Origin of the sequence: Bradyrhizobium sp. SZCCHNRI1009 (assembly GCF_032487575.1) — a bacterium.
Lineage (GTDB): Bacteria > Pseudomonadota > Alphaproteobacteria > Rhizobiales > Xanthobacteraceae > Bradyrhizobium.
Map to the genome: position 1 here is coordinate 367433 of NZ_JAUEUL010000001.1, position 25979 is coordinate 393411.

The window sequence follows — 25979 nt, forward strand, 5'->3', positions numbered from 1 at the left end:
AGTCGCGAGACAATGCCGTCCAAGTTGGACCTCATAAGAGCTCTTCTGCTATCCGAGTGGGACCCGATCGGCGTTTCCGGCTGCGAGGGCGCCGAAGACGAATATGATCGCTACGCTCTCGAGGTCTTCAACATGCTTGAAGGCGGTGCCGATGTCGTGTCGATCGCGAACTATCTCGCTCGTGTCGTCACGGACAGAATGTCACTCAAGGGGCGTCCTGAAGCCGATCATCGGATCGCTGCAAGGGCTTTGATGATCCATCGAAGCCAGGTCGCCGATGCAGACGGATCGAGCCGTAACAAGCGGAAGCGATGACAATGTCCGGCAGGGACACGGATCGTTGGACCAAGGGCTATACGCAATCCGAGCTCGACAGAACGCAACGTCGATTCGGGCTGACCTTTCCTCCCGATCTGATCGCGCTCCTGCGGCGAAGGCGCCCGGTGGATGGTCACGACTGGACGGAGATCGTGCGATCAGACGCGCGCTCGAGTGGCCGTTCGAAAGCCTTTGCTGCGCCGTCGAAACCGGGCAATTGTGGTGGTCGGAATGGGGAAGATTGCCTTCGACGGCAAGCGCCCGGGAAGAGAAGCTTCGGGACATCGTTTCCCGGGCGCCCAAACTCATCCCGCTGATTGCTCATCGCTACCTGCCCGAGCAGCCGCGCGAATCGGGCAACCCGGTGTTTTCGATCTACGGGATCGACGCAATCTACTACGGCGCCAATCTGAACGACTATTTCGAGCGGGAGTTCACGAGCTGGGGCAGCAAACCCTGGCCGGCGCAGATCAAGCACATTCCGTTCTGGTCTGACCTCGTCGAGCGATTTGCGCAGGACACGAACACGTCGTGATCCCGTCGATGCCGGGCCGCGAACGCCCCTCGTTGAGGGCGGGGGGTGTGGCATGATTTGCCCGACGGGTCGTGTTTGCGAGGCGCTGTCCAGCCCTCCGTCGAAAAATATTCCTGTTTCTTATTTTCGGAATTCGTGCATACTGCACCGGTCCTGCCCACGAGAGGGGCGTACGCGTCGTCACGGACGTCGGTGCGGGATGCGGTGGCCGCGGTGATGCTGCGTGTGCATGGGCGCACGGACGAACGGCATCATGCGGACGGCGAAGTCGTGTGGTCCTGGCGCCCCGATGCTGGCGTCAAGCCGGCGATGATGCGAGAGCATCGCGCCTGTGACAGGGGCAAAAAAGCCGGTCCCTGGGGAGAGCACGAAGTAAGTCGCAAAACATCGCGCAGGGGAGGCCGGATGTTCGGCCCGTACCTGTGGTGACTACCGCGTGCTTTCTTGCACGCAACCACGGGTGCGCTCGGCACCCGGCCTTCCCTGCGCCCTCTCATTGTTCGAGGGCGGATGAATGTCGCAGAGCTCGGGCCAGTGAGGCCGCGAGAGTGCTGACGCTTGTCGCCATGCTGTTTGAGATGTGAATCCGACGCAACGCTCGCATCGGCGGGCAACGCGCCATTGCACGCGCAATTACAGCAATACTGGTGTTCTCGGCACGCTGCTCATGACTGCGCCATCGCCGCTTGTGGGAGAGGGCATGTTCGGCGGATCTACGTACTCGGTCGGGTGAGGGGTATCTCTCCGCGATCGCACTCGTAGATACAGACCCCTCACCCGACCGAGCTTGCTGCTCTGTCCTACATGCCCTCTCCCACAAGGGGAGAGGGCCCATTCACGAGCAGCCCAGCAAGACTCATACCTTGAAGCTGATGTGTCGATGTCATCACGTGTGGTGCTTCGGCCTTCTCAAACGAGCCGTTTAATGGCGAGTACGTCACTCCCGCTCGCCTTGATCCGTGCAATCGCGGCGCTGACCGACTCGATCGCCGTCGCCATATGAAACGCGTTGGCATGGACCATCGTATCGGCATCGCGGGCGATCGCAACATGGCCCTTCCAGAAGATCAGATCGCCGCGGCGAAGCGGCTCGCCGCCGTCGAGCACGCGGCCCAGCGCCGCGAGCTGCATGTCGCTGTCGCGCGGGCACGGCACGCCGGCGGCATTCAGCGACACCTGCACCAGCCCCGAGCAGTCGATGCCGAGGCTGCTCTTGCCGCCCCAGAGATAGGGCGTGCCGACGAAGCGCTCGGCAACGGCGACGTAATCGGGCTCGCGCTGATCGCGCGCCACGACGTGCTGCTTCGGCACGAACCAGCCTTCATGCGTGACGACGAAGCTCGCTTCCTCACGCGTCACCGCGATGGTCGCTCCCATGAGCAGCGTCTCGAGCGGCGGCAGCTTGATCGACGGTCCGGGAAACGCGAAGCTGCGCAGTGCGCTGATCTTGTGCGTCGGCGCAGCACTGGGCGCCGCCAGCGCCGCCTCCGGCAGCCAGCCGACATAGCCGTCGCTTGCGAGCTGGCCCCAGGCCCAGCCCTCGCCATTGCGGTCGTAGACCGTGACGCGCTCGCCCTTCAGCGCCTGCGTCGCCTGCTCGGCGCCGGAATGCGGCTGCAGCCGCAGTGGCGCGATCGGATCGACGACGACGAGGGTCTCGCCGTCGACGAAGCGCGCAGCCGTCACCTGTCCCTGGAGATGCCTGGCCGCGATATCGCCGCGTGCCGGCGTGAGCCTCGGATCAGCCATAGCGCTCGCTCAAGAGCTTGTAGAGCGCGCGCGCGGCCTGGCACTCGCCGCCCTCGGGGCGGCCGGGCTTGGCCGACGGCGTCCAGGCGAAGATGTCGAGATGCAGCCAGCTCCTGGCGTGCTCGACGAAGCGCTGCAGGAACAGCGCGCAGGTGATCGAGCCGGCGAAGCCGCCCGACGGCGCGTTGTTGATGGTCGCGACCTTGGAGTCGAGCCAACTATCATACGGCGCCCACAGCGGCATGCGCCACAGCGGATCGTTCTCGGCGGCGGCGCAGCGCGCGACATCGGCGGCGAGCGCCTCGTCCTGGGTGTAGAACGGCGGCAGCTCGGGACCGAGCGCGACCCGGGCCGCGCCCGTCAGCGTGCCCATGTCGATCAGCAGATCGGGCTTGTCTTCGTCAGCGAGCGCCAGCGCATCGGCCAGGACCAGCCGGCCCTCGGCATCGGTGTTGCCGATCTCGACCGTGATGCCCTTGCGCGACGGAAACACGTCCATCGGACGGAAGGCGTTGCCGGCGACCGCGTTCTCGACCGCCGGAATCAGCACGCGCAGATGCAGCTTGAGCCCGGCGTCCATCACCATCTGCGCCAGCGCCAGCACATTGGCGGCGCCGCCCATGTCCTTCTTCATCAGCAGCATGCTGCTCGACGGCTTCAGGTCGAGCCCGCCGGTGTCGAAGCAGACGCCCTTGCCGACCAGCGTGACCTTGGGATGCGATGCGTCGCCCCAAACCAGCTCGATCAGCCGCGGCGCGCGCGTCGAGGCGCGGCCGACGGCATGGATCAGCGGATGGTTCTGCTCCAGCAGATCGTCGCCGACGATGCTGGTGAAGCGTGCGCCGAAGCGGTCGGCGACCTGCTTCGCGGCGGCCTCGAGCTCCTCGGGTCCCATGTCGTTCGACGGCGTGTTGACGAGGTCGCGCGCCAATGTCGCCGCGTCGGCCAGGCGGCTCAGCTCGGCGGCGTCGACGCCGTCCGGCGGAACGAGGCGGACCTCCGGCGTCTCGGCCTTGCGGTAGCGGCCGAAGCGGTAGCTGCCGAGCGCAAACGCCAGCGCGGCGAGCCGTGCATCATGCGGCGCATTGGCGAAGCGGTAGGTGCCGGCGGGCAGCAGGCCGGGCAGGGCGCCCGGCCGGAACAGGTCACGGTGCTTGGCGTCGTCGTCCTCGATGCCGAACAGCACCTGAGCGATGCGCCCGTCCGCGCCGGGCAGCGCCAGATAGCTGCCGGGCTTGGCGGTGTAGACGTTGGCCTCGGCGAAGTTGCGCGCTTCAGCCGACAGGCTCTCCTTGATCCTCGGCCAGCTCGCCTTCGTCACGAAGGTGATCGGGATGGCGGACGTTGTGGAGGCGGTCTCGAACATCGACGGCATGCCTAATGGTTCCCTAACTGGCGCGCTTGAGCCAGACTTCGCAGAGTTTGAAGGCCGCCGCAATCGCGCCGGGCGCCTCGCCCGCAAGCCGACGCAAATGTGACGTCTGCGCCGGGATCGCGCCATTAACCGGCTGTTAGCGTTAACAGTTTATTGCTGGCGCGTTCAATTCGCCCGGTCGAGTCCAAGTGACATGCGTCAACCGCCTTCCATTCCCCGGCTCCTCGCGTCCGTCGCCTTCGCCGCGCTCGTCGCTGCGGGACTCGGCGGCTGCCAGACCATGTCCGACGTCACGGGCTCGCTAGGCAGTCGCGCCGAGCCGCCGCCCGCGACCCCGCAGCGCGCGGTCGAGGTCTATGGCGAGCGCTACCGCGCCAATCCCAAGGATGCGGCCATTGCCGTCGCCTATGGCCAGGCACTGCGCAACAACGGCCAGCGTGAGCAGGCGGTTGCGGTGCTGGAGCAGGCCACGCTCGCCAACGCGGGCAACAAGACCGTGCTCGCGGCCTATGGCCGAGCGCTGGCCGACAACGGCAATTTCAAGCTCGCATTCGACGTGCTGTCGCGCGCGCATTCGCCCGACAATCCCGATTGGAAACTGCTGTCGGTGCAGGGCACCGCGCTGGACCAGATGGGCCGCCACGAGGAGGCGCGGCGCTATTACGACAGCGCGCTGAAGATCGTGCCCGGCGAGCCCTCGGTGCTCTCCAATCTCGGCCTGTCCTACATGCTGACGCGGGAGCTGCCGAAGGCCGAGGAGGTGCTGCGCCAGGCCTACGGCTCGCAGCGGGCGGACGCGCGGGTGCGCCAGAACCTCGCGCTCGTCGTCGGCCTGCAGGGACGCTTCGCGGAGGCCGAGCAGATCGCGCGGGCCGATCTGCCGCCGGACGAGGCCGCCGCCAACGTCGCCTACCTGAAGCAGATGATCCAGGGGCAGAGCCAAAGCAAGGGCAAGGCGCGCAACGCGGCGCCGATGGCCGCGCTCAATCCGCCGGACTGACGACGTGCCTCGCTGATCGCGGGCCTTATCGTGTGGCGCCCGCCAGCAGGCGGCGGCAGGTATCGACGAACACGTCGGCGCCGGTGACGATGTCGGCATCGGCGGTGTTCTCGGTCCAGTGATGGCTGATGCCGCCAATCGACGGCACGAACAGCATGCCGGCCGGCATGATGGTCGCGAGCACCTGCGCGTCGTGTCCGGCGCCGCTCGGCATCCGCAGCGATCTGCCGGCGGCGAGATCGCGGCTGGCGGCCCCGACCGCATCCTGGAACGTGCCGTCCATCATGGCTGGCGCGCCGGTACGGATGCGCTCGACGGCGACATGGCAGGGACCTGCGTCTGACGCCTGCGCAGCCATCTCGCGCAGCAGCTCTTCGAGCCGGTCGACCACGGCGGCATTGTCGTCGCGGATCTGGAACAGCATCTCGGCCTGGCCGGGGATGATGCTCGGTGCGCCCGGATCGAGCGTGATGCGTCCCGTGGTCCACACCGTGCGCGGGCCGCAGGCGGCCGGAAAGCGCGCGTCGATCGCGACGCAGAACTTGGCGAGCGCGAGCCCGGCATCCTTGCGCACCGCCATCCGCGTCGTGCCGGCATGGTTCTGCTCGCCGGTGAAGGTGATGCGGTATTGCCAGATGCCGACGATCGAGGTGACGACGCCGATCTTGAGCTCGCCCGCCTCGAGCGTGTCGCCCTGCTCGATATGAGCTTCGAGATAGCCGATATGCCGGCCGGGCTCGGCCTGCAGGCGCGGCCGTCCGGCAAGGCCCATCTCGGCAAGCGCCTCCCGCAGCGTGCGCGGGCTGCTGCGGTCGCGGGCAGCATCGATTTCGGCCTCGCTGACGTCGCCGACATAGGAGCGGCTGCCGAGCATGCTGCCGAAATGGCCCTCCTCGTCGCACCAGGAGGCGACCTCCACCGCACCGACAATAGACGGATCGGGATTGAGCACGCGCGCCGCCTCCAGCGCGTAGACGACGCCGAGCGGGCCGTCGAGCCAGCCAGCCTGATTCTGGCTCTCCAGATGCGATCCGGCCAGCAGCTTGGGGCCGGGCTTGGCGCTGGTGCCCAGCACGTTGCCGATGCCGTCGATATCAGGCGTCAGCTGCGCATCGGGCAGGCGCTCGGCGAGCCAAGCGAGCGATTGACGATGGGCGTCGGAGAAGGTCGGCCGGTGCACGCCGGTCTTGTAGGTGCCGAAGGCGCGCAGTGCGTTCAGATCGGCCAGGACGCGGGCGCCGTCGGCGCGGCGGAGCTTGTCGGACATCAGGCGGAGACCTCGATCATGCTCCGCCTAGCTTCCAGGGTAGAGCCCTGACCGCAAGCGAAATTTCTCGCGAGCGGTCTACGTCTACTGCATGGCCGCGACCTTGATGCCGGTCGGTCCCAGAATGACCACGAACAGCACCGGCAGGAAGAACAGGATCATCGGCACCGTCAGCTTCGGCGGCAGCGCCGCGGCCTTCTTCTCGGCCTCGTTCATGCGCATGTCGCGATTTTCCTGCGCCATCACGCGCAGCGATTGCCCGAGCGGGGTGCCGTAGCGCTCCGATTGCTGGAGCGCGAGGCAGACCGACTTCACGCCCTCGAGGCCGGTGCGGCGGGCGAGGTTCTCATAGGCGACCTTGCGGTCCTGCAGATAGGAGAGCTCCGCGGTGGTCAGCGTGAACTCCTCCGACAATGCGATCGACTGGCTCGAGATTTCGATGGCAACCCTGCGGAAGGCGGCTTCGATGGACATGCCGGATTCGATGCAGATCAGCAGCAGGTCGAGCGCGTCGGGAAACGCGCGCTTGATCGACAGCTGGCGCTTGGAGATCGCATTGCTGAGGAACAGCATCGGCGCCTGCAGGCCGAGATAGGCCATGCCGACGCAGATGCCGATCTTGACCGGCATCGACTTCTGCAGATGCGCGATCACGAAGACGTACAGCACGGACCCGACGAACAGCACCAGCGGCGTCACCAGGCGTGCGAACAGGAAGGTGATGTAGGGCGCCTGGCCGCGGTAGCCCGCCATGATGAGCTTCTCGCGGGCCGCCTCCTGGGCGAGCCATTTGGTGAGGTTGAAATCCTCCACCACGCGAGAGATGAGCTGCTTCGGCGTCTGCCGCAGCGAGACCTTCTCGCCGGCGTTCAACCGCTCGCGCTCGCGCTGCTTGATCCGCTCGCGTTCGCTGGCGACCGCCTTCATGCGCTTGTTCAGGTTCTCGCCTGCGAACAGCGGCATGATCAGCGTATAGACGGTGGCCGTCGCCGCGATGGCGGCGAAGAACATCGTCATGAAGTGCGGGTCGTGCAGCTTGGAGACCAGAATGTCGACCATGGTCCACCTCAGAAATCGAAATTGATCATCTTCTTCATGACCAGGATGCCCATCGACATCCAGATCACGCAGCCGACCAGCATCAGCTGGCCGGTCGGATGGGTCCAGAGCAACGAGATGTACTCGGGCGTGCTCAGATAGACCAGCAGCATCACGATCGGCGGCAGCGATCCGATGATGCCCGCGGACGCCTTGGCCTCCATCGACATCGCCTGGATCTTCTCGCTCATCTTCTTGCGGTCGCGCAGCACCTTCGAGAGGTTGCCGAGCGCCTCGGAGAGATTGCCGCCCGACTTCTGCTGGATCGCGATGACGATGCCGAAGAAGTTGGCTTCGGGAAGCGGCATCCGTTCATAGAGCCGCGCACAAGCCTCGCCGAGCGGCATGCCGATCGCCTGGGTCTCGATGATCCCGAGGAACTCGCTGCGCAAAGGCTCCGGCGCGTCGGCGGCGACGACCTTGATGGATTCGAACAGCGGCAGGCCGGCCTTGATGCCGCGCACGATCACGTCGACGGCGTCCGGCAATGCCGCCAGGAATTTCTTCTCGCGCCGCTTCTTGAGGTAGCCGAGGATCCAGCGCGGCAGACCGAGACCGGCGGCGAAGCCAAGCCCGAGCGCGCCGAGCGGGCCGCCGCCGGCGAAGAAGGCAACGGCGCAGACGACGAAGCCGAGGACACCGGAAACGATCCAGAATTTCTGCACGGTCCAGTCGAGCCCAGCCTGCGAAATCCGCATGTTCAGCGGGACTTTGCTCTGCTTCTGGGCCTTCGCTTCGAGGTCCTTCAGCGAGGATTCGACCTGCTCGCGGCGCGAGCGCTGACTGCGTTCGGCCTGGCGGACCACCGGTTCGGACTTGGCGACGGTGCTGCGCCGTTGCTCGGCCTTCCGCTCGCCAGACAGCAGGGGGTAGAGGAACACCCAGGCGATGCCGCCGATCGCGGTGGCGGCGAGGAAGGCAAGGGCGAGAGCCTGCAGCTTCATGGGGTCTCTCCTCAGTCCTTGCTCGCGACTTCGGCGGCGTCGAGCGCAGCCGCAAGCCGCTTCTCTTCGCCGTAGTAGCGCGCGCGCTCCCAGAACCGCGGCCGGCCGATTCCGGTCGAGCGGTGGCGCCCGATGATCTTGCCGTTCGCGTCCTCGCCGATCATGTCGTAGAGGAAGATGTCCTGGGTGATGATGGTGTCGCCTTCCATGCCCATCACCTCGGTGATGTGCGTGATGCGGCGGGAGCCGTCGCGCAGGCGCGCCGCCTGGACGATGACGTCGATCGAGGCGCAGATCATCTCACGGATGGTCCGCGACGGCAGCGAGAAGCCGCCCATTGTGATCATGGATTCGCAGCGGGACAACGCTTCGCGCGGGTTGTTGGCGTGCAGCGTGCCCATCGATCCGTCGTGACCGGTGTTCATGGCCTGCAGCAGGTCGAATGCCTCGGGGCCGCGGACCTCGCCGACGATGATGCGTTCGGGCCGCATACGCAGGCAGTTTCTCACCAGCTCACGCATGGTCACCTGGCCTTCGCCTTCGATGTTGGGCGGGCGGGTTTCGAGGCGAACCACGTGCGGCTGCTGCAGCTGGAGTTCGGCGGCGTCCTCGCAGGTGATGACGCGCTCGTCGTGATCGATGTAGTTGGTCAGACAGTTCAACAACGTGGTCTTGCCCGAACCGGTACCGCCGGAGATCAGCACGTTGCAGCGGACGCGACCGATGATCTGCAGGATCTCCGCGCCCTCCGGCGAAATCGCGCCGAACTTGACCAGCTGATCGAGGGTCAGCTTGTCCTTCTTGAACTTACGAATGGTGAGCGCGGGGCCGTCGATCGCCAGCGGCGGAACGATGGCGTTGACGCGCGAGCCGTCGGCGAGACGCGCGTCGCAGATCGGCGAGGATTCGTCGACGCGGCGGCCGACCTGGCTGACGATGCGCTGGCAGATGTTCAGGAGCTGCTGGTTGTCGCGGAACCGGATGCCCGTGCGCTGGATCTTGCCGTTGACTTCGATGAAGACCGTGCCGGCGCCGTTGACCATGATGTCGGCGATGTCGTCGCGCGACAGCAGCGGCTCCAGCGGGCCATAGCCGAGCACGTCGTTGCAGATATCGTCGAGCAGCTCTTCCTGCTCGGCGATCGACATCACGATATTCTTGATCGCGATGATCTCGTTGACGATGTCGCGGATTTCCTCGCGCGCGGATTCGCCGTCGAGCTTGGCCAGCTGAGCGAGATCGATCGCTTCGATCAGCGCTCCGAAGATCGTCGCCTTGACCTGATAGTAACTGTCCGAGCGCCGGGCCTCGACAACCGGTGGCGGCGGCGGCGGAGCCTGCCGGGTCGGAGCCAGAGGTGGCGACGGCACGGCCGGAGCCGCCGCGCGTGGCGCAGCCGGCGCCGGCTCGGGCGCCGGCGCGGCCGGCCTGAGGGCCCTGGTATCGTTGTCCAATCCGCTACGCTTACCAAACACGACTTAGAACTCCACGCGTGCTTACTTCGCCCTCAGCTTGTCCAGCAGAGGCGACAGGAAGGAGCCTTTCGGCTTCTTTGTCTCGCTGCGGCCGGTGAGCCGCTGCGCGATCTGGAGAAACATCTCCGTCGTCCGATGGCTGGGAGACATTTCCGCAATCATCTGGCCGTTGTTGGCGGCCGCGCCGAAGATCTGCGGCTCGAACGGGATCGTTGCGATCGGCGGGCTTTCGATCGCCTTGGCGAACTCGCTCGCATTGATCTCGGGTCGCTTGGGAACGCCGACCTGGTTCAAGCAGTAGAGCGGCATGCGATCGTTCGGCCGGGCGGCCTTGAGGAGATCGAACATGTTCTTGGTGTTGCGCAGCGAGGCGAGATCCGGCGCCGCGACGATCAGGATGTCGTCCGCGGAGATCAGCGCCCGCTTGGTCCAGCCTGCCCATTGATGCGGAACATCGAGCACGATGCAGGGCATCGAGGCCCGCAGCGTGTCGAACACCGCATCGAATGCCTCAGCGCCGAAATCATAGACCCGGTCGAGCGTCGCAGGCGCGGCCAGCAGGCTCAGATGATCGGTGCATTTCGACAACAGCCGGTCCATGAAGGCGATGTCGATCCGGTCCGGTGAGAACACGGCGTCCGCGATGCCCTGCGCAGGATCCTGGTTGTAGTCGAGGCCGGCGGTGCCGAACGCCAAATCAAGATCTGCCACCACGGAGTCCATCGCCAGGTCGCGCGCGATCGCCCAGGCGATGTTATGGGCTAGGGTCGAGGCTCCGACGCCGCCCTTGGCGCCGACGACGGCAATGATCCGTCCGACAGCCTTGGCTTCCGGCGCCGAGAACAGGTTGCAGATCGAGCGGACGACGTCGATCGGCGTCACCGGCGACAGCACATAGTCGCTGACGCCACGACGAACCAGCTCGCGATACAGCGTGACGTCGTTGACGCGGCCGATCACGACGACGCGCGTGCCGGGGTCGCAAACCGTAGCGAGCTGATCCAGGCCGGCCAGGATGTCGGTGCGCGCATCCGTCTCCAGGATGATGACGTTCGGGGTCGGGGCAGACCGGTAGGCCTCGATCGCCGCCGCCATGCCGCCCATCTGAACCTTCAGATGGGCCTTGCCGAGACGCCGGTCCTCACCGGCGGCCTGAACCGTGGCGGCGGTTTCCACCGTCTCACAGAACGCCTGCACGGACACGCGCGGCGCGGGCGCGATGTGATCGTCGGCCGGCGGCGGCACGACGTCAGGCTGCTCCTCTTGGGTCTGTCGGGCGTAGCTGATCATTTGCCTGTGTCGCTGAGTTTGGCCTTGTCGGCCTCTGGATACGTGATCGCGGTTGATTGTCCCTTGCGATATTTGTCGAATAACGCCGTGCGCCGGGTGGTATAGGACGGCGTTTCGGATCGCGGCTGCACGAGATCCGACGGGTTTGCGACCATTGCCGCCATGTTGCGCTGGTAGGCGCAGCCGTAGTTCCAGTCAGGCTTGTTGTCGAACCAGTTCTTGTTCTTGATCGACGGCCCGAGGTCGTCCGGCCAGAGCCCGCAGGGCCCCGCCGTGGCCGACAGTTTTGGATAGCTCAGCCGGATCGCGGCCATCTGGCGCGGGTCCTTCGGCTGATAGTTGCGTACGGTGATGCCGTGCGGCGGGACTCCGGCGGCGGCCAGCAGGGAGTGGATCTCCCGCATCGAGTCGGCGGCCGCCCGTGCGTTGGGGGTGCCGCTCGGCACGTCGGCGCTGATCGCGCCCGTGCCTTGGCGAATCCAGCTCTGGGCCAGTCCCATCACGTCGGCGCGCTGCTCGGCCGTCAGGCCGCCACGGCCCTGGCCGACGAAGACCACCAGGGAGTCCGGGGCCTCCTGGATCGCGATCGGGTGGCGTAGCCGGTAGTCGTCGGGGATGCTGGCCGTGACGGCCGGATCTCTGCGGAAGTTGCAAGCGCCGAGCAGGACCGCTGCGCCGGCCAGGGCCACGGCAAGTTGCAGTCGGCGGTGTCGAGCGGGGCTGGGTTTCGTGGTCATCGTTGCAGGTCCTTGTCCCGGCTCAGTCCGTGATGAAGCCATAGGTGCCGCGATAGTTGCGTCCGGGTTCGACCCGGCCGGGTACGCCGTAGATGCGGTTGATGCTGCCCAGGAGATCGGCCTGGGGATCGGAGGCGGCCGCAAAGCCGTCGTCTGGGCGGGAGAGATCCTTCTGTGCCACGGCGCGGACGACGAACGGCGTCACCAGAACCATCAGCTCGGTCTGGTTGTTGACGTAGTCGCGGCTGCGGAACAGCGCGCCGAGGACCGGCAGCTGCATCAGGCCCGGCATGCCGCTGATCGCCTGCTTGGTCTGCTGCTGGATCAGGCCGGCCATCGCCATGGCGCCGCCGGAAGGAATCTCCAGCGTGGTCTCGGCGCGGCGGGTCTTGATCGAGGGAACCGTCAACGAGTTGACCGTCGACGCGCTGACGGCTTGCGACAGCGTGATCGAATTCTCGTTTGAGAGCTCGGAGACCTCGGTCATCACCCGCATCGAGATCCGGCCCTCGCTGAGCACGACGGGCGTGAAGTTGAGCGAGATGCCGAACTTCTTGAAGCTGATCTGCGTCGTACAGACATGGGTCGTCGGATCGCAGGAGTAACCGGCGGGAACCGGAAACTCGCCACCGGCGATGAAGGTCGCGGACTCGCCCGAGATGGCGGTCAGATTGGGTTCCGCGAGCGTACGGATCACGCCCGCGTTCTCCATCGCGCGCAGTGTCGCCTGCACCGTCGGGGTCGCTCCGCCTAACGACGCGGTCACGGCGTTGTTGGAGACGAGATTGCTGCCGTAGGCGGTGAACGGATTGGAGTTCGCGTATTTGATAACAGCCGTTCCGTAGTTGAGCTGGCCGGAGAGATCGATGCCGAGCTGCTTGACGACCGAGCGCTGTACCTCGGCGACAGTCACCTTCAGCATGACCTGGTCCCGGCCGCGCACGGTGATCGAGTTGACGACCTTGTCGGCGCCGCCGGCGAGCCGGGCGGCCAGTTCGCCGGCCTGCTGGGCTTCGATCTGGCTCGACGCCGAGCCGGTCAGCACGATGCTGTCGGCGAGGCCCTCGATCTGGATATCGGCATTCGGCAGCAACTGCTTCAGCGCCGCCCGCGCGCCGTTCAGGTCGCGCTTGACCGCGATGTCGTAGGCCGCGATCTGCTGGCCCTGCGCGTCGAAGAAGACGATATTCGTCTGACCGATCGCCGCACCGATGATGTAGGCGCGCTGAGAGGAGCGCACGACGGCATTCGCGATCTTCGGATCGGCAACAAGAACGTCCTTGATATCGCGCGGCAGATCGATGACGACGGACTTGCCGATGCCGAGCGCAAGGAAACGTGCATTGTTCTGGCCGTCCGCGGCGGCGGCTGCAGTCGCCGGGCGATAGTCTGCCGCGATCACCGGCGCGATCGCCGGATTGAGGGTCAGCGCAGCGGCGGCCGAAAACGACAGCGCGCGGACCAGCAGGGTCCGCATCTTCCGCTGATTTTCGCTGCAGGTCATCTGGGTGGTCCTCTTGCTCACTTCTGCGTCGTCATCGTGCTGGGAATGCCGAAGCGGACGACGGCAACGCTGTCGCTGCGCTTGCGGCTGGTCTCGTCCGTGCGGCGCTCGGCCACGTTGACGTCGGCGATGCTGCGGAGCGCCAGGGACAGCGTTCCGGTTTGACGGGCACGCGCGAGCGTCTCGGCCTGTTCTGGCTTCAGCTCCAGCGTGACCGTCTTGCCGACCACCGTGGTCTGGCCGTCCTTTTCCTTCGGAGCCTGATCGATCGCCAGCACGCGGATGTTCGACAGGATGATATCGGAGCTGACGACGTCGCCCGCGTTGGGCTGATCCGGATTGCGTTCGCGCTTGGACAGGATCACGTCGACGCGATCGTTCGGCAGGATGAAGCCGCCGGCGCCGGTTTCCGGCGAAATCTCGGTGGACACGGCGCGCATGCCGGCCGGCAGGATCGCGGCCATGAAGCCCGAGCCGTCGGCCTTGACGAGCTTCTGTTCGCGGATGGGCTCGCCGGCAATGAACGGCGCCCGCGCGATCGTGCCGGTGATCTGCGTCTGTCCTTCGGGCCGCTCGTTGCGGCGGATGAAGCTGGAACTGGCCGTGGCCGCCGGCCAGCTCTGCCACTGCAGATCTTCGGGCTTGAGGGATTGGCCGAGGGCAATGTCGCCCTTGGCGACGAGAACGTCGACGGTCGGCATCTGCGGCGCGGGCGCGGCGACTTGAGCCGGCCGGTCGTCGGACCCGCTCGCGAGATATGCGGCCACGCCGCCAGCGCCTACAGCGATGGTCAGAACCACAATGCGTGCGGTATTCATACGCTTCACTTTCCACATGACGCCGCGACGTTTCCGCCGCCGTGATGGGAGTTGAGCAGTTATTCGTCAAAGCATGGTTAATGAGGCGTATCTAAATCGCCTTAACACCGCGTTGACACGGTGTGTTCAGAGCAATGCAAGACGCGCAGCGTCGATCGCCTTCACCCAATCGGTCTCCGGATAGACCATCAGAGCGCCCAGGGCGAGCGCGATGCCATAGGGCACGCCGCTCTCCTTGGCGTGCAGGCGTGCAAGCCAGGGTTGCCCCGCCAGCATGTAGGGCAACGGCCATTGCCGGAACTGCATGAGAGCGAGGGTGAGCACGCCGCCGAAGATCGAGGCGTACAACAGGTAGTTCATCAGGTGGGCGAAGCCGAACCACAGGGCGGCGGCGGATGCAACCTTGGCGTCACCGCCGCCGATCCAGCCGAATGCAAAGCACGTGAACGCAATCACCAGCAAGGTCGCGCCCGCACCGAGATGCATCAGCATGTCTGCCATGCTCATCCCGCTCAGCGGCGCCAGAACCAGGAAGCCGGCGACGAGCGCCAGGGAGACCCGGTTCGAAATGGTCATCGTGAACAGGTCGCTCGCCGCGGCAAAGGCCATCAGGGCCGGAAACAGCAGGAGGCGCGCGAGATCGAGGGTCATGGGCTCTCAATGGCATCGACGCGGGGCATGGGTGCGCCGCTGCGCCAGAGTCTAGCTGCAAGAAATAAATGATCGGGAAACGGCCGGAATGGCCGGCCGGTTGTCGATCTCACCAGACGCTGACGATGCGGGCCGCCAGAGCGAGGATGGACAGGCCGAGGCCGCCGCAGATCCAACGCAAGGCGACGTCGGTCCCGCTGGGCGGAGGCCGGGACGCGGCTGCGGACAAAACGTGGTTACGCATCACTGAACGCCGCGGAGCTGAAGGTGGAAATGATAAAGGCCCCGGATGTCCGGGGCCTTCTTTGCTCGGCCGTGACGACCGCTTACTTCAGCGAGGTGTTGATCGCGCCGAACTTGGAGCTCAGGCTGGAGCCGAGACCGTTCACTGCGGCAATGATCGCGAGCGAGATGCCGGCGGCGATCAGACCGTATTCGATCGCGGTCGCGCCGGATTCATCCTTCACGAAGCGAGCAAGAAGATTCTTCATAGGTAACTCCATGTACACGTGGCTGGTCGAACAAACTCTGGTCGTTGCGGCGTTCTCAGCACCGTGACCATGCGGCCACCCTAGGGGGCAGGAATTTCGGCGTAGTTAATTCGGTCGCCGAAACCCGGCGACAAATGGCTGTTATTGTGCAGAGTAAACGTAGGATGAAGCGGACCGTGATCATTCTAAATGATCCACGGCACGCGCTGTGCCAATCTCACTGAAAAGATGAGCGCGAGCTTCCACTGCCGCGCCCAATGTTTCCAGCGCAGGAGCCTGCGCCGCGTTCCGCACCATAGGCATATGGTCCCGTCGACCTGGCCGGCGAGCCCTTGGCTCCGCGTCGATCGTGCTGGACCGATCGGCAGCCCAGCTCGGCCGGCCACGAGGTTCACGGCTCCTTAAGCGCCAAGGAGTACCCCTCGGAACAGTTCATGAGATGAGGAATGTGATGTCCGGTCTGCCATGGGAAGTCGCGCTGATGCTCGGCCAGACCATCGAGAAGGTGCTGCCGATCACCTTGGTGCTGGCAGTGGTGTTCTCGGTGCTCAGCCACTTCTGGGCCTGCAATCCCGGCAAGCCGTGGTGGCAGAAGCGCGAGCTCGTCACCGACGTGGTCTACTGGTTCTTCGTGCCGGTTTTCGCGCGGGTGCTCCGCATCGGCTTTCTCGTGCTCGGCGCCAGCGTTCTCTTCAAGATCCGCGACGCCGACGAGTTGATCGCCTTCTATGAGAACGGGCACGGCCCGCTGGCGCAGCTTCCGGAATGGCTGCAGGGGCTGCTCTTTCTCGTGCTCTCCGACTTCATGCTGTACTGGACGCATCGTCTGTTCCATGGCGGCGAGTTCTGGAAATACCACGCGGTCCACCACTCCTCGGAAGATCTGGAGTGGATTTCGGCGGCCCGCTTCCATCCCATCAACCTGATCCTCGGCACGATCGCGGTCGACGTCATCCTCCTGATGGCCGGCATCTCGCCCAATGTCATGATCTGGGTTGGACCGTTCACGACGTTCCATTCGGCCTTCGTCCACGCCAATCTCAACTGGACGCTGGGCCCGCTGAAATATGTCCTCGCCACGCCCGTCTTCCATCGCTGGCACCACACGTCGATGGAGCAGGGCGGCAACACCAATTTCGCCGGCACGTTCCCGATCTGGGACATCCTGTTCGGCACGTTCCGGATGCCGGAGGGGCAGTTGCCCATGGCCTACGGCAAGGACGAGGCGACGATGCCCGGTGAGTTCGGCGGTCAGCTCGCGTTTCCGTTCCGAAGATGACGTGTTCTGCAACCGCCCGAGCTGAGATGGCGGCGTTTGCAGAACGTTCACCAATTGAGCGCAGATTTGCCGCGTCGGGCGCCGTCACCGCTGCGTATCGCTTGAGACGGCTCGTCAAGGTCCCGGGGTTGAGTATGTCGTTCTGTGTATCGCGTCGTCCTTCTGTTTCCTTCGCATTGCGGGCGGCTGTCGCCGCCGTGCTGCTGTGGCCGGCTGCCGCCTCGGCGGAACCCGATCCTGCCATCGCCGTGAATGTCGACCAGGCCAAGCTGGTCAAGTTGCCCGACCGGGTCGCGACCCTCGTCGTCGGCAATCCGATGATCGCCGATGTGACCTTGCAGAGCGGCGGCATCATCGTCGTCACCGGCAAGAGCTACGGTGCCACCAACTTCATTGCGATGGATCGCGGCGGACAGGTGCTGATCGATCGCCAGATCCAGGTCGCCGGACCCACCGACCAGCTCGTCACGGTGTATCGCGGCGTCGATCGTGAGACCTATAGCTGCATGCCGATCTGCCAGCGCCGGGTGACCTTGGGCGACGGCGACAACTACTTCAAATCGGTGCTCGACCAGGCTGGAACGATGTCCAGCACGGCGAGCGGCAACGCGGCAGCGGCGTCGAAGACCAACTGAGCGGCTGGCTTGGCCGTGCCTGGCCGGGTCGATGGCGACGTCTGACCGCATCTCCACGCGCGTCGGCACCGACGATGCGGTGAGCCTTGCCGCTGGCGCTGCGGCTCGATAGCCCGATTCGTTTGGTTTCGATGGTCGGATCGGACAGGTGGCGCTGCCTCAAAGGGCTGACTGCGAGCGCCCCCCCAAGCATGCAGGGCGATCGCATATGGTTTTCCCGGGCGGAACTTTCATGGCCTCGTGGTTCGAGACGCGTCGCAAGAGCGACGCTCCTCACCATGAGGATCAACAGCTTTGCGGCGGAGAAAGGCCCTCATCCTGAGGAGCCCGCCGAAGGCGGGCGTCTCGAAGGATGGTCGCGAAAAGACTGCGCGCCCAGCTTTTTCACCATATGCGATCGCCCTGCCCAAGCATGGTTAGCGGGACGTTGATGCGGCGGGCCATACTGTCCGTATCGTAGGAAACTCTTTCCCAAGGAGTTTCCGCTATTCGTTTCACTCAGGTTGATGTGCCTTTCCAGTCCGGATGACCCCATGCAAGCCTCCGTCTCCTCGACCGCTTCGATGCGCCGGCTGCTGCGCCGCTTCCGGCGCAACAGGCGGGCATCGGCCGCGCTCGAATTCGCGCTGGTCGCGCCGGTCTTCTTTGCGCTGCTGTTCGCGATCATCGAAACGGCGCTGATGTTCTTTGCCGGCCAGGTGCTCGAGACCATCACGCAGGACTCGGCGCGCATGATCCTGACCGGACAGGCGCAACAGGGCTCCTATACGCAGTCGCAGTTCGCGAGCTACGTCTGCACCCAGGTTCCCGCGCTGTTCGACTGCAACAAGATCTATATCGACGTGAAGAGCTACTCCTCGTTCGGGAGCGTCTCGATCAGCAACCAGATCGACAACAGCGGCAACTTCGTCAACAACATGACCTACAGTCCGGGCGCCGCCGGAGACATTGTCGTCGTCAGGCTGTTCTATCAGTGGCCGATCTTCGTGACCGGCCTCGGCTACAACATCGCCAACCTGAGCGGCAGCAAGCGGCTGCTGGTGGGTACGGCCGCATTCAAGAACGAGCCGTATTCATAACACGGACCTCGCGAGCTGCTTCTGAGGGACACCAGGAATTCATCATGCCGTTGGGAAGAATGCCGGGTATGTCTTCGCGCCTGCGCCTGTGGCGTCGCATCGACGCCTTCGCTGCCGATTGTCGCGGTGTCGCGGCCACCGAGTTCGCATTCATCGTGCCGCTGATGCTGGTGATGTTCTTCGGCACGGTCGAATTCTGCTCGGCCATCGCCGTCGACCGCAAGGTCACTTTGATGGCGCGCACCCTGTCCGATCTGACGTCGCAGTCGACCACGGTCGGCGACAGCGACATGTCGAACTTCTTCGCCGCCTCGACCGGCATCATGTATCCGTACTCGACCACGCCGGTGAATGCGACGATCACCGAACTCTATGTCGATCCCACCACCATGCAGGCGACGGTGAAGTGGAGTAAGGGGTCGACGCCGCGGACCGTGGGCATGACGGTCGGCGTGCCGGCCGAATTGCTGGTGTCCGGCACCTATCTGATCTTCAGCGAGGTGAACTACCAATACGTTCCGACGATCGGCTACGTCATGGGCAAGACGGGCGTCAATCTCAGCGACGTCGCCTATACCCGGCCGCGGCAGTCGACCTGTGTGATGTATAGCCCGGCGACCTCCTGCTGAGCTGAGCGCCGGACTAATCCTGCGCGGTGCCGGGTCCGCTTGCGCGCGGGCAACAGACCGCGTTCCAGGCGATCACAATCCGACGGCGAACAGCCGGCAAATAAAAAAGGCCGCACAAGGCGGCCTTTCGTTGTCCAGGTGGGCAATCGTAGGCGATTGCCCTGGCGTCGCTCAATTGGCGGCGCGGAGATTGTCGGCCGACGACTTGCCCGAACGGCGGTCCGCCACGATCTCGTAGGAGATCTTCTGGCCTTCGCGCAGCGTGCCGAGACCAGCGCGCTCGACGGCGCTGATGTGCACGAACACGTCGTTGCCGCCGTCGTCCGGCTGAATGAAGCCATAGCCCTTGGTTGCGTTAAACCACTTCACGGTTCCCATGCTCACGGGGGTAGTTCCCTTCTCAGATACCAAATGCGTAACCCAGTCTCCTGGGCTGGTTAGATCGAATTTTTGGAAGGGTCGTCAGCGTCTGAACCGGCTGTACCGGTAATAGCTAATCTCGTCCGGCCGAAAATCGATTGCGGGATATATTATTGGAAATGCCCGCGCAAAACAATCCTGAGCTGCGCGAGAGTGCATGATTTTTTGACGCGCCGGCTCGATGCCGACGCGCTGAATTGTCGCTGATTGCGCAAGGCTTGATCAATCCGCCGGGCCGGGCGGAACATTGCTCCGCCCAATCCCCCTAGCGCCGACGGAACTGGCCGCCGCGCTGCGCTGCGCCACGCGGAGGACCGCCGGGCGAGCTGGGACGCTCGTCCTTGTGGCGGAAGATCAGCCGGCCCTTTTCGAGGTCGTAGGGCGACATCTCGACGGTCACGCGGTCTCCCGCGAGCGTCTTGATGCGATTCTTTTTCATCTTGCCGGCGGTGTAGGCAACGATCTCGTGCCCCGCGTCGAGTTGTACCCGATAGCGTGCATCGGGAAGGATTTCGGTGACCAGCCCTTCGAACTGGATCAGCTCTTCCTTAGCCATGTCTTTCTCCAGATCGATAGACGTCTAGTTTGGCCGTTGGTTGCGGTTGTGAGCGTGGTTTTTGGGTCTGCCCTCGCGATGCAGGAAAGCAACGCCTTGAATCGACCCGGCCTTACCGCCGCCTTGCGACGGCCGCTGGGGCTCCTGACGATTGCCTGGCAGAGGCGCCATCTTAGCATTGGAACGACGGCGACGGCGAGGGCCTTTTGCGGCGGTGCCACCCTCGTTGGTCCGCGCATTCTGCATGCCAGGACGGCCACCGCGCTGAGGCGGTTTAGCCGGTGCTGCAGCTTCGCGGAGGCCGGGCGTGCGGCGATCGTCGCGCGGCAGCGAGATCTTGATCAGCCGTTCGATGTCGCGAAGATAGGACAGCTCGTCCGATCCCGCCACGAGCGAAATCGCAACGCCCTCGGCACCGGCGCGCGCCGTGCGGCCGATCCGGTGGACGTAGGTTTCGGGCACGTTCGGCAGGTCGAAATTGACGACATGGCTGACGCCGTCGACGTCGATGCCGCGCGCCGCGATGTCGGTCGCGACGAGGGTGCGGATCTCGCCGGAGCGGAAGGCGGCCAGAGTGCGCTCGCGGTGATTTTGCGACTTGTTGCCGTGGATCGCCTGGGACGGGATGCCGGCCTTTTCCAGGCTCTTCACGACCTTGTCGGCGCCGTGCTTGGTCCGGGTGAACACCAGCGCGCGGTTGACTGGCTCATGCTTGAGCAACTGAGCCAGAAGGTTCGGCTTGGCCGAGTGGTCGACGTGGATCACGCGCTGGGCAATGCGCTCGACCGTCGAGGAGACGGGGGTCACCGCGACCCGCGCGGGGTCGCGCAGCATGGCGTCCGCGAGCTCGGCGATGTCCTTAGGCATGGTGGCCGAGAAGAACAGCGTCTGGCGCTTGATCGGCAGCTTGGCCACGATCTTCCGGATGTCGTTGATGAAGCCCATGTCGAGCATGCGGTCGGCTTCGTCGAGCACAAGGAACTCGACATGGGTCAGCTTCAAAGCGTTGCTCTGGACCAGATCGAGCAGCCGGCCAGGGGTGGCAACCAGCACTTCGAGGCCGGGCATCACAGCGCGGACCTGGCGTCCCATCGGCACGCCGCCGATCGCGAGCGCCGAGCTCAGGCGGATGTGCCGGCCGTAGGTGTTGAAGCTGTCGAGGATCTGACCCGACAATTCGCGGGTCGGGCTCAGCACCAGCACGCGTGCCGTCTTCGGCTGCGGCTTGATCCGGTTCTGCAGCAGGCGGTGCAGGATCGGCAGCGCAAACGAGGCCGTCTTGCCGGTTCCCGTCTGGGCGATACCGATCACGTCGCGGCCTTCGAGCGCGAGCGGGATGGTCTGGGCCTGAATGGGGGTGGGGGTGGTGTAGTTCTCTTCCTTCAGCGCGCGCGTCAGCGCGTCGGCGAGGTTAAAATCCTGGAAGGATGTCAAAAGATTGGGCTTTCCATAAGAGGATAAGGCCCGTGTCGGCAGGCAGCCGGACGCGGGTGGGTGGTTGAGAGACACCCGCGTGTTTGGAGCGCCTAGATTGGATGGGTGAGAATGCAAAGCCAGAAGCTCGGGTCGAGCTAAAGAACACGCGGCTTGCAAAGATCCGGCCGATTCGCCTCGATCTACCAGATATATGGAACAGGTGGACGGCACATGCAAGGCCGCTGCGCAACGGATCGGCTTTCCGGGTGGTACCCGGCTGCTTTAAATTTAGCCATTCAAAACAAAGTGCACAAATCCTGCGCTACATGCTATCTGATTAATCATCGAGCTTGCTCAATTCGACGGCAGAAGGCTGCGACCTCGTGCCACGAGAACGCGAAGTTCCACTTCTGTGTCAATGCCTTACCAGATGTGCACGGCATGGCACACTTCTTGCGATTCTTCCGCCGCAGACCGCCGGCCGCCTTGGCTGCGAAGCACGTCTGCGTCAGGGAGATATTACCTCATGCTTACTCGACTCACTCAGGAATTAACGGCGCCGTTCAGCCGCCGTCGCTGGCTGGCTGCTGCTGCCGGCCTGGCGCTCGGCGCAGCCGGCTTTGGCCCGGCCAAGGCCGCTGACGACACCATCAAGATTGGCGTTCTGCATTCTCTGTCCGGCACCATGGCCATCAGCGAGACCACGCTGAAGGATACGATCCTGTTCCTGATCGACGAACAGAACAAGAAGGGCGGTGTGCTCGGCAAGAAGCTCGAGGCCGTCGTGGTCGACCCCGCCTCGAACTGGCCGCTGTTCGCCGAGAAGGCGCGCGAGCTGATCACCAAGGACAAGGTCGCGGTCGTGTTCGGCTGCTGGACCTCGGTGTCGCGCAAGTCGGTGCTGCCGGTGTTCAAGGAGCTCAACAGCATCCTGTTCTACCCGGTCCAGTACGAGGGCGAGGAGAGCGAGCGCAACGTGTTCTACACCGGTGCGGCGCCGAACCAGCAGGCGATCCCGGCGGTCGACTACCTGATGAAGGAAGAGAAGGTGAAGCGCTGGGTGCTGGCCGGCACCGACTACGTCTATCCGCGCACCACCAACAAGATCCTCGAAGCCTACCTGAAGTCGAAGGGCGTGGCTCAGGACGACATCATGATCAACTACACGCCGTTCGGTCACTCCGACTGGCAGACGATCGTGGCCGACATCAAGAAGTTCGGCTCGGCCGGCAAGAAGACCGCCGTGGTCTCGACCATCAACGGCGACGCCAACGTTCCGTTCTACAAGGAGCTCGGCAACCAGGGCATCAAGGCCAAGGACATCCCGGTGGTCGCGTTCTCGGTGGGTGAGGAAGAGCTCGCCGGCATCGACACCAAGCCGCTGGTCGGCCATCTCGCTGCCTGGAACTATTTCGAGTCGATCAAGACCCCGGCGAACGAGAAGTTCATCAAGGAGTGGCAGGCCTACACCAAGAATCCGAAGCGCGTGACCAACGACCCGATGGAAGCCCACTATATCGGCTTCAACATGTGGGTGAAGGCGGTCGAGAAGGCGAAGTCGACCGATCCGGACAAGGTCATCGACGCGCTCCCGGGCATCGAGGCGCCGAACCTGACCGGCGGCGTGTCGAAGATGCTGCCGAACCACCACATCACCAAGCCGGTGTTCATCGGCGAGATCAAGGGCGATGGCCAGTTCAGCGTCGTCTACAAGACCAAGGATCTCGTCCCGGGCGACGCCTGGTCGAAGGAGCTCGAGGGCTCGAAGGACCTGATCGGCGATTGGGTCGGCAAGAAGTGCGGCAACTTCAACGTCAAGACCAACAAGTGCCTGGGCTCGGGCTCCTGATCCCGACCTGACGCGACCATGACGACAGGAGAAGGCGGCGATGTTGCCGCCTTCTCTTGACCTCCTGAACTCCTGCCGGGGTTGTCCAGTGCCTGCTGTTTTTCTGGCGATCATTCGCCGTCTGCTTGTTTTGCTCGCCCTGATCGCCGTTTCCGTTCCCGCCTTCGCAGCCAGTTTCGAAGAGTCGGTCGCGAAGCTCGCGAACGATGATTTCTCGGACACGGACGAGGCCGTCGGCGAGATCGCGGTGTCGGGCAACCCGCTGGCTTTTCCGATCATCAGCGCGCTCCAGGACGAGCGGCTGATGTTCGATGCCGAAACCAAGAAGGTCTATGTCAAGCAGACCGACGGCAAGATCATCGATGCCGCGACCGGCGCTGCCGTCGACAAGCTTCCGGACAATGCCGCGGCGGTCAGCCTCAACAACCGGCTCCGGCGCAGCGTGGATGCTGCGCTGGGTGGCCTGACGCTGTTGTCGCCGGATACCAACACACGCCTGACCGCCGCCAAATCGGTGTTCAAGTCGCATGAGGAGGCGACGCTGCCGACGGTGGAATCGGCGCTCGCCAAGGAAACCAATCGCGCGGTCAAGCAGGCGTTGACCGAGGCGCGGGCTGCCATCCTCCTGTTCAAGTCCGACGCGAGCGAGGTGGACAAGCTTGAGGCGGTCGCCACCATCAGGTCGCGCGGCGACCAGGAGGCGCTTGCGCTGCTGACCGAGATCAGCGGCGGCGACCAGCCGGCCACCGTCACCAAGGCTGCTGCCAGCGCGATCTCATCGATCCAGAGCTCGCTCGCAATCTGGTCCGGCGTGCAGAACGCCTGGTACGGCCTGTCGCTCGGCTCGGTGCTGCTGCTCGCCGCCATCGGCCTCGCCATCACCTTCGGGGTGATGGGCGTCATCAACATGGCCCATGGCGAGATGGTGATGCTCGGCGCCTACACCACCTTTGTCGTGCAGGAGGTCATCCGCACGCGGTACCCGGCGCTGTTCGACTATTCGCTGCTGATTGCCGTCCCGCTCGCCTTCCTGGTCGCCGGCGCGATCGGCGTGCTGATCGAGCGCACCATCATTCGCTTCCTCTACGGGCGTCCGTTGGAAACCTTGCTCGCGACTTGGGGCCTGTCGCTGATCCTGCAGCAGGCGGTGCGCACGGCGTTCGGTCCGACCAACCGCGAGGTCGGCAATCCCTCCTGGATGAGCGGTGCGTTCGAGCTCGGCCAGATCACCATCACCTACAACCGGCTCTGGATCCTCTGCTTCACGATGGCCGTGTTCGCCATCCTGCTGGCGATGCTGCGCTACACTGCGCTTGGTCTGGAGATGCGCGCGGTGACACAGAACCGGCGCATGGCGGCCTCGATGGGCATCGCGACCTCGCGGGTCGATGCGCTCACCTTCGGGCTCGGCTCAGGCATTGCCGGCATCGCCGGCGTGGCGCTGTCGCAGATCGACAACGTCAGCCCGAACCTCGGCCAGAGCTACATCATCGATTCCTTCATGGTCGTGGTGTTCGGCGGCGTCGGCAATCTCTGGGGCACGCTGGTCGGCGCCTTCACGCTGGGCATCGCCAACAAGTTCCTGGAGCCGGTCGCCGGCGCCGTGCTCGGCAAGATCGCGATCCTGGTGCTGATCATCCTGTTCATTCAGAAGCGCCCGCGCGGCTTGTTCGCGCTCAAGGGCCGGGCGGTGGAAGCATGATGCCGCACGTCCTCACCCGGTCGCTCGATCGCGCCGCAACCATCTTCGTGCTCGTGGTCGCCGCCTGCGGCGTGCTGATCCCGCTGTCCAACCTGCTGCTGCCGGCCGGCTCGGCCTTGCAGGTGCCGACCTATCTGGTCGCGCTGTGGGGCAAATATGTCTGCTACGCGATCCTGGCGCTCTCGATCGACCTGATCTGGGGCTATTGCGGCATTCTCTCGCTTGGCCATGGCGCGTTCTTCGCGCTCGGCGGCTACGCGATGGGCATGTATCTGATGCGCCAGATCGGCACCCGGGGCGTCTATGGCAACCCGATCCTGCCGGACTTCATGGTGTTCCTGAACTATTCCAAGCTGCCCTGGTACTGGTACGGCTTCAACATGTTCTGGTTTGCAGCTTTGATGGTGCTCGTGGTGCCCGGCCTGCTCGCCTTCTGCTTCGGCTGGCTCGCCTTCCGCTCGCGCGTCACCGGCGTGTATCTGTCGATCATCACCCAGGCGATGACCTACGCGCTGCTGCTCGCCTTCTTCCGCAATGATTTCGGCTTCGGCGGCAACAACGGCCTGACCGACTTCAAGGACATTCTCGGCTTCAACGTCCAGGCGGAAGGCACCCGCGCCGCGCTGTTCGCGCTGAGCTGCCTTGCGCTCATTCTGGCGTTCCTGATCTGCCGGGCGGTCGTGTCGTCGAAGCTCGGCAAGGTGCTGATCGCGATCCGCGACGCCGAGTCGCGGACGCGCTTCCTCGGCTACCGCGTCGAGTCCTACAAGCTGTTCGTGTTCACGCTGTCGGCCTGCATGGCCGGCGTCGCCGGCGCGCTCTACGTCCCGCAGGTCGGCATCATCAACCCCTCCGAGTTCGCGCCCGGCAATTCGATCGAGGCCGTGATCTGGGTCGCGGTCGGCGGCCGCGGCACGCTGGTCGGGGCTGCGCTTGGCGCCGTCGTCGTGAACTACGCCAAGACCTTCTTCACTTCGGGCGTGCTGGCGCCCTACTGGCTGTTCATGCTCGGCGCATTGTTCGTGCTCGTCACTCTGCTGTTGCCCAAAGGCATTATCGGCACCTTCAATTCCTGGTGGGATCAGCTCGGCAGCAGGAGGCTGAACGCCGAGAGCGCCGCCCGCGAGGACGGCGTCACCGAACCCAAGATGGCGGAGTGAGC

Annotated in this window: 25 protein-coding genes; 10 read left to right on the forward strand and 15 right to left on the reverse strand. The window is 64.6% G+C overall.

Annotation, left to right across the window (positions count from 1 at the left end; translation table 11 throughout):
• Positions 1-12 precede the first annotated feature (12 nt).
• Both QX010_RS01695 and QX010_RS01700 read left to right on the forward strand, forming a co-directional pair.
• The gene (locus QX010_RS01695) at positions 13-315 is read left to right on the forward strand and encodes a hypothetical protein (RefSeq protein WP_316177223.1); all 303 of its coding nucleotides are present in this window, start codon (positions 13-15) and stop codon (positions 313-315) included.
• 244 nt (positions 316-559) lie between these two features.
• On the forward strand, positions 560-853 hold the full coding sequence (locus QX010_RS01700) for a hypothetical protein (RefSeq protein ID WP_316177224.1): 294 nt from the start codon (positions 560-562) through the stop codon (positions 851-853).
• A 909-nt stretch (positions 854-1762) separates the two neighbouring features.
• On the opposite strand, the gene QX010_RS01705 is transcribed toward QX010_RS01700, so the two are convergent.
• Positions 1763-2602, reverse strand: a complete 840-nt coding sequence (locus QX010_RS01705; RefSeq protein ID WP_316177225.1) for an NlpC/P60 family protein — start codon at positions 2600-2602, stop codon at positions 1763-1765.
• Positions 2595-3977: a leucyl aminopeptidase family protein gene (locus QX010_RS01710; RefSeq protein ID WP_316177227.1), complete on the reverse strand. Its 1383-nt coding sequence runs from the start codon at positions 3975-3977 to the stop codon at positions 2595-2597. Before QX010_RS01710 ends, QX010_RS01705 begins: the two co-directional genes overlap by 8 nt.
• Positions 3978-4170: 193 nt before the next feature.
• On the opposite strand from QX010_RS01710, the gene QX010_RS01715 reads away from it, so the two are divergent.
• Positions 4171-4977 carry a tetratricopeptide repeat protein gene (locus QX010_RS01715; protein WP_315804691.1) on the forward strand — a complete coding sequence of 269 codons (807 nt, stop codon included), beginning with the start codon at positions 4171-4173 and terminating at the stop codon, positions 4975-4977.
• A 25-nt stretch (positions 4978-5002) separates the two neighbouring features.
• Here the strand turns inward: QX010_RS01715 and QX010_RS01720 are convergent, their stop codons facing one another.
• The 10 genes from QX010_RS01720 to QX010_RS01765 form a co-directional block, all read right to left on the reverse strand.
• Positions 5003-6244, reverse strand: coding sequence for a Zn-dependent hydrolase (locus tag QX010_RS01720; RefSeq protein ID WP_316177229.1), 1242 nt, complete (start codon positions 6242-6244; stop codon positions 5003-5005).
• 84 nt (positions 6245-6328) lie between these two features.
• Positions 6329-7303, reverse strand: a complete 975-nt coding sequence (locus QX010_RS01725) for a type II secretion system F family protein (RefSeq protein ID WP_315753445.1) — start codon at positions 7301-7303, stop codon at positions 6329-6331.
• A gap of 8 nt (positions 7304-7311) precedes the next feature.
• Entirely contained in the window at positions 7312-8286 is a 975-nt protein-coding gene (locus tag QX010_RS01730; protein WP_315804693.1) for a type II secretion system F family protein, read from the reverse strand.
• 11 nt (positions 8287-8297) lie between these two features.
• Positions 8298-9761 (reverse strand): CpaF family protein, encoded by a 1464-nt coding sequence (locus QX010_RS01735; protein WP_316177231.1) that lies wholly within the window; start codon positions 9759-9761, stop codon positions 8298-8300.
• Positions 9762-9782: 21 nt separating this feature from the next.
• Positions 9783-11051 carry a CpaE family protein gene (locus QX010_RS01740; RefSeq protein ID WP_315804695.1) on the reverse strand — a complete coding sequence of 423 codons (1269 nt, stop codon included), beginning with the start codon at positions 11049-11051 and terminating at the stop codon, positions 9783-9785.
• Positions 11048-11788, reverse strand: coding sequence for a CpaD family pilus assembly protein (locus QX010_RS01745; RefSeq protein ID WP_316177233.1), 741 nt, complete (start codon positions 11786-11788; stop codon positions 11048-11050). The genes QX010_RS01740 and QX010_RS01745 overlap by 4 nt, the downstream gene beginning before the upstream one ends.
• A 22-nt stretch (positions 11789-11810) precedes the next feature.
• Positions 11811-13292 (reverse strand): type II and III secretion system protein family protein, encoded by a 1482-nt coding sequence (locus tag QX010_RS01750; RefSeq protein WP_316177235.1) that lies wholly within the window; start codon positions 13290-13292, stop codon positions 11811-11813.
• 17 nt (positions 13293-13309) lie between these two features.
• The gene (gene cpaB, locus QX010_RS01755; protein ID WP_316177237.1) at positions 13310-14110 is read right to left on the reverse strand and encodes a Flp pilus assembly protein CpaB; all 801 of its coding nucleotides are present in this window, start codon (positions 14108-14110) and stop codon (positions 13310-13312) included.
• 126 nt (positions 14111-14236) lie between these two features.
• Entirely contained in the window at positions 14237-14761 is a 525-nt protein-coding gene (locus tag QX010_RS01760; protein WP_315734617.1) for a prepilin peptidase, read from the reverse strand.
• 326 nt (positions 14762-15087) lie between these two features.
• A complete protein-coding gene (locus QX010_RS01765; RefSeq protein WP_231317342.1) occupies positions 15088-15252 on the reverse strand; it encodes a Flp family type IVb pilin in 165 nt (54 codons plus the stop codon).
• 451 nt (positions 15253-15703) lie between these two features.
• Between QX010_RS01765 and QX010_RS01770 the strand changes: the two genes are divergently transcribed.
• From QX010_RS01770 to QX010_RS01785, 4 genes are all read left to right on the forward strand, one after another.
• Positions 15704-16531 (forward strand): sterol desaturase family protein, encoded by an 828-nt coding sequence (locus tag QX010_RS01770; protein ID WP_315804697.1) that lies wholly within the window; start codon positions 15704-15706, stop codon positions 16529-16531.
• Between the two features lie 134 nt (positions 16532-16665).
• Positions 16666-17166 carry a pilus assembly protein N-terminal domain-containing protein gene (locus QX010_RS01775; RefSeq protein ID WP_315804698.1) on the forward strand — a complete coding sequence of 167 codons (501 nt, stop codon included), beginning with the start codon at positions 16666-16668 and terminating at the stop codon, positions 17164-17166.
• A gap of 533 nt (positions 17167-17699) precedes the next feature.
• Positions 17700-18245 carry a TadE/TadG family type IV pilus assembly protein gene (locus QX010_RS01780; RefSeq protein WP_315804699.1) on the forward strand — a complete coding sequence of 182 codons (546 nt, stop codon included), beginning with the start codon at positions 17700-17702 and terminating at the stop codon, positions 18243-18245.
• Positions 18246-18313: 68 nt separating this feature from the next.
• The gene (locus QX010_RS01785) at positions 18314-18874 is read left to right on the forward strand and encodes a TadE/TadG family type IV pilus assembly protein (RefSeq protein WP_315804700.1); all 561 of its coding nucleotides are present in this window, start codon (positions 18314-18316) and stop codon (positions 18872-18874) included.
• Between the two features lie 171 nt (positions 18875-19045).
• Here QX010_RS01785 and QX010_RS01790 read toward each other — a convergent pair whose 3' ends face one another.
• From QX010_RS01790 to QX010_RS01800, 3 genes are all read right to left on the reverse strand, one after another.
• Positions 19046-19258: a cold-shock protein gene (locus QX010_RS01790; RefSeq protein ID WP_006612155.1), complete on the reverse strand. Its 213-nt coding sequence runs from the start codon at positions 19256-19258 to the stop codon at positions 19046-19048.
• 301 nt (positions 19259-19559) lie between these two features.
• The gene (infA, locus tag QX010_RS01795; protein WP_315804701.1) at positions 19560-19850 is read right to left on the reverse strand and encodes a translation initiation factor IF-1; all 291 of its coding nucleotides are present in this window, start codon (positions 19848-19850) and stop codon (positions 19560-19562) included.
• A gap of 24 nt (positions 19851-19874) precedes the next feature.
• Positions 19875-21284: a DEAD/DEAH box helicase gene (locus tag QX010_RS01800; RefSeq protein ID WP_316177655.1), complete on the reverse strand. Its 1410-nt coding sequence runs from the start codon at positions 21282-21284 to the stop codon at positions 19875-19877.
• 508 nt (positions 21285-21792) lie between these two features.
• On the opposite strand from QX010_RS01800, the gene urtA reads away from it, so the two are divergent.
• The 3 genes from urtA (at position 21793) to urtC (ending at position 25977) form a co-directional block, all read left to right on the forward strand.
• On the forward strand, positions 21793-23115 hold the full coding sequence (gene urtA / locus QX010_RS01805; protein WP_315804702.1) for an urea ABC transporter substrate-binding protein: 1323 nt from the start codon (positions 21793-21795) through the stop codon (positions 23113-23115).
• A gap of 88 nt (positions 23116-23203) precedes the next feature.
• A complete protein-coding gene (gene urtB, locus QX010_RS01810) occupies positions 23204-24817 on the forward strand; it encodes an urea ABC transporter permease subunit UrtB (protein ID WP_409997975.1) in 1614 nt (537 codons plus the stop codon).
• Complete coding sequence (gene urtC / locus QX010_RS01815) at positions 24814-25977, forward strand: urea ABC transporter permease subunit UrtC (RefSeq protein WP_316177240.1); 1164 nt, start codon at positions 24814-24816, stop codon at positions 25975-25977. Before urtB ends, urtC begins: the two co-directional genes overlap by 4 nt.
• Positions 25978-25979: the final 2 nt, after the last annotated feature.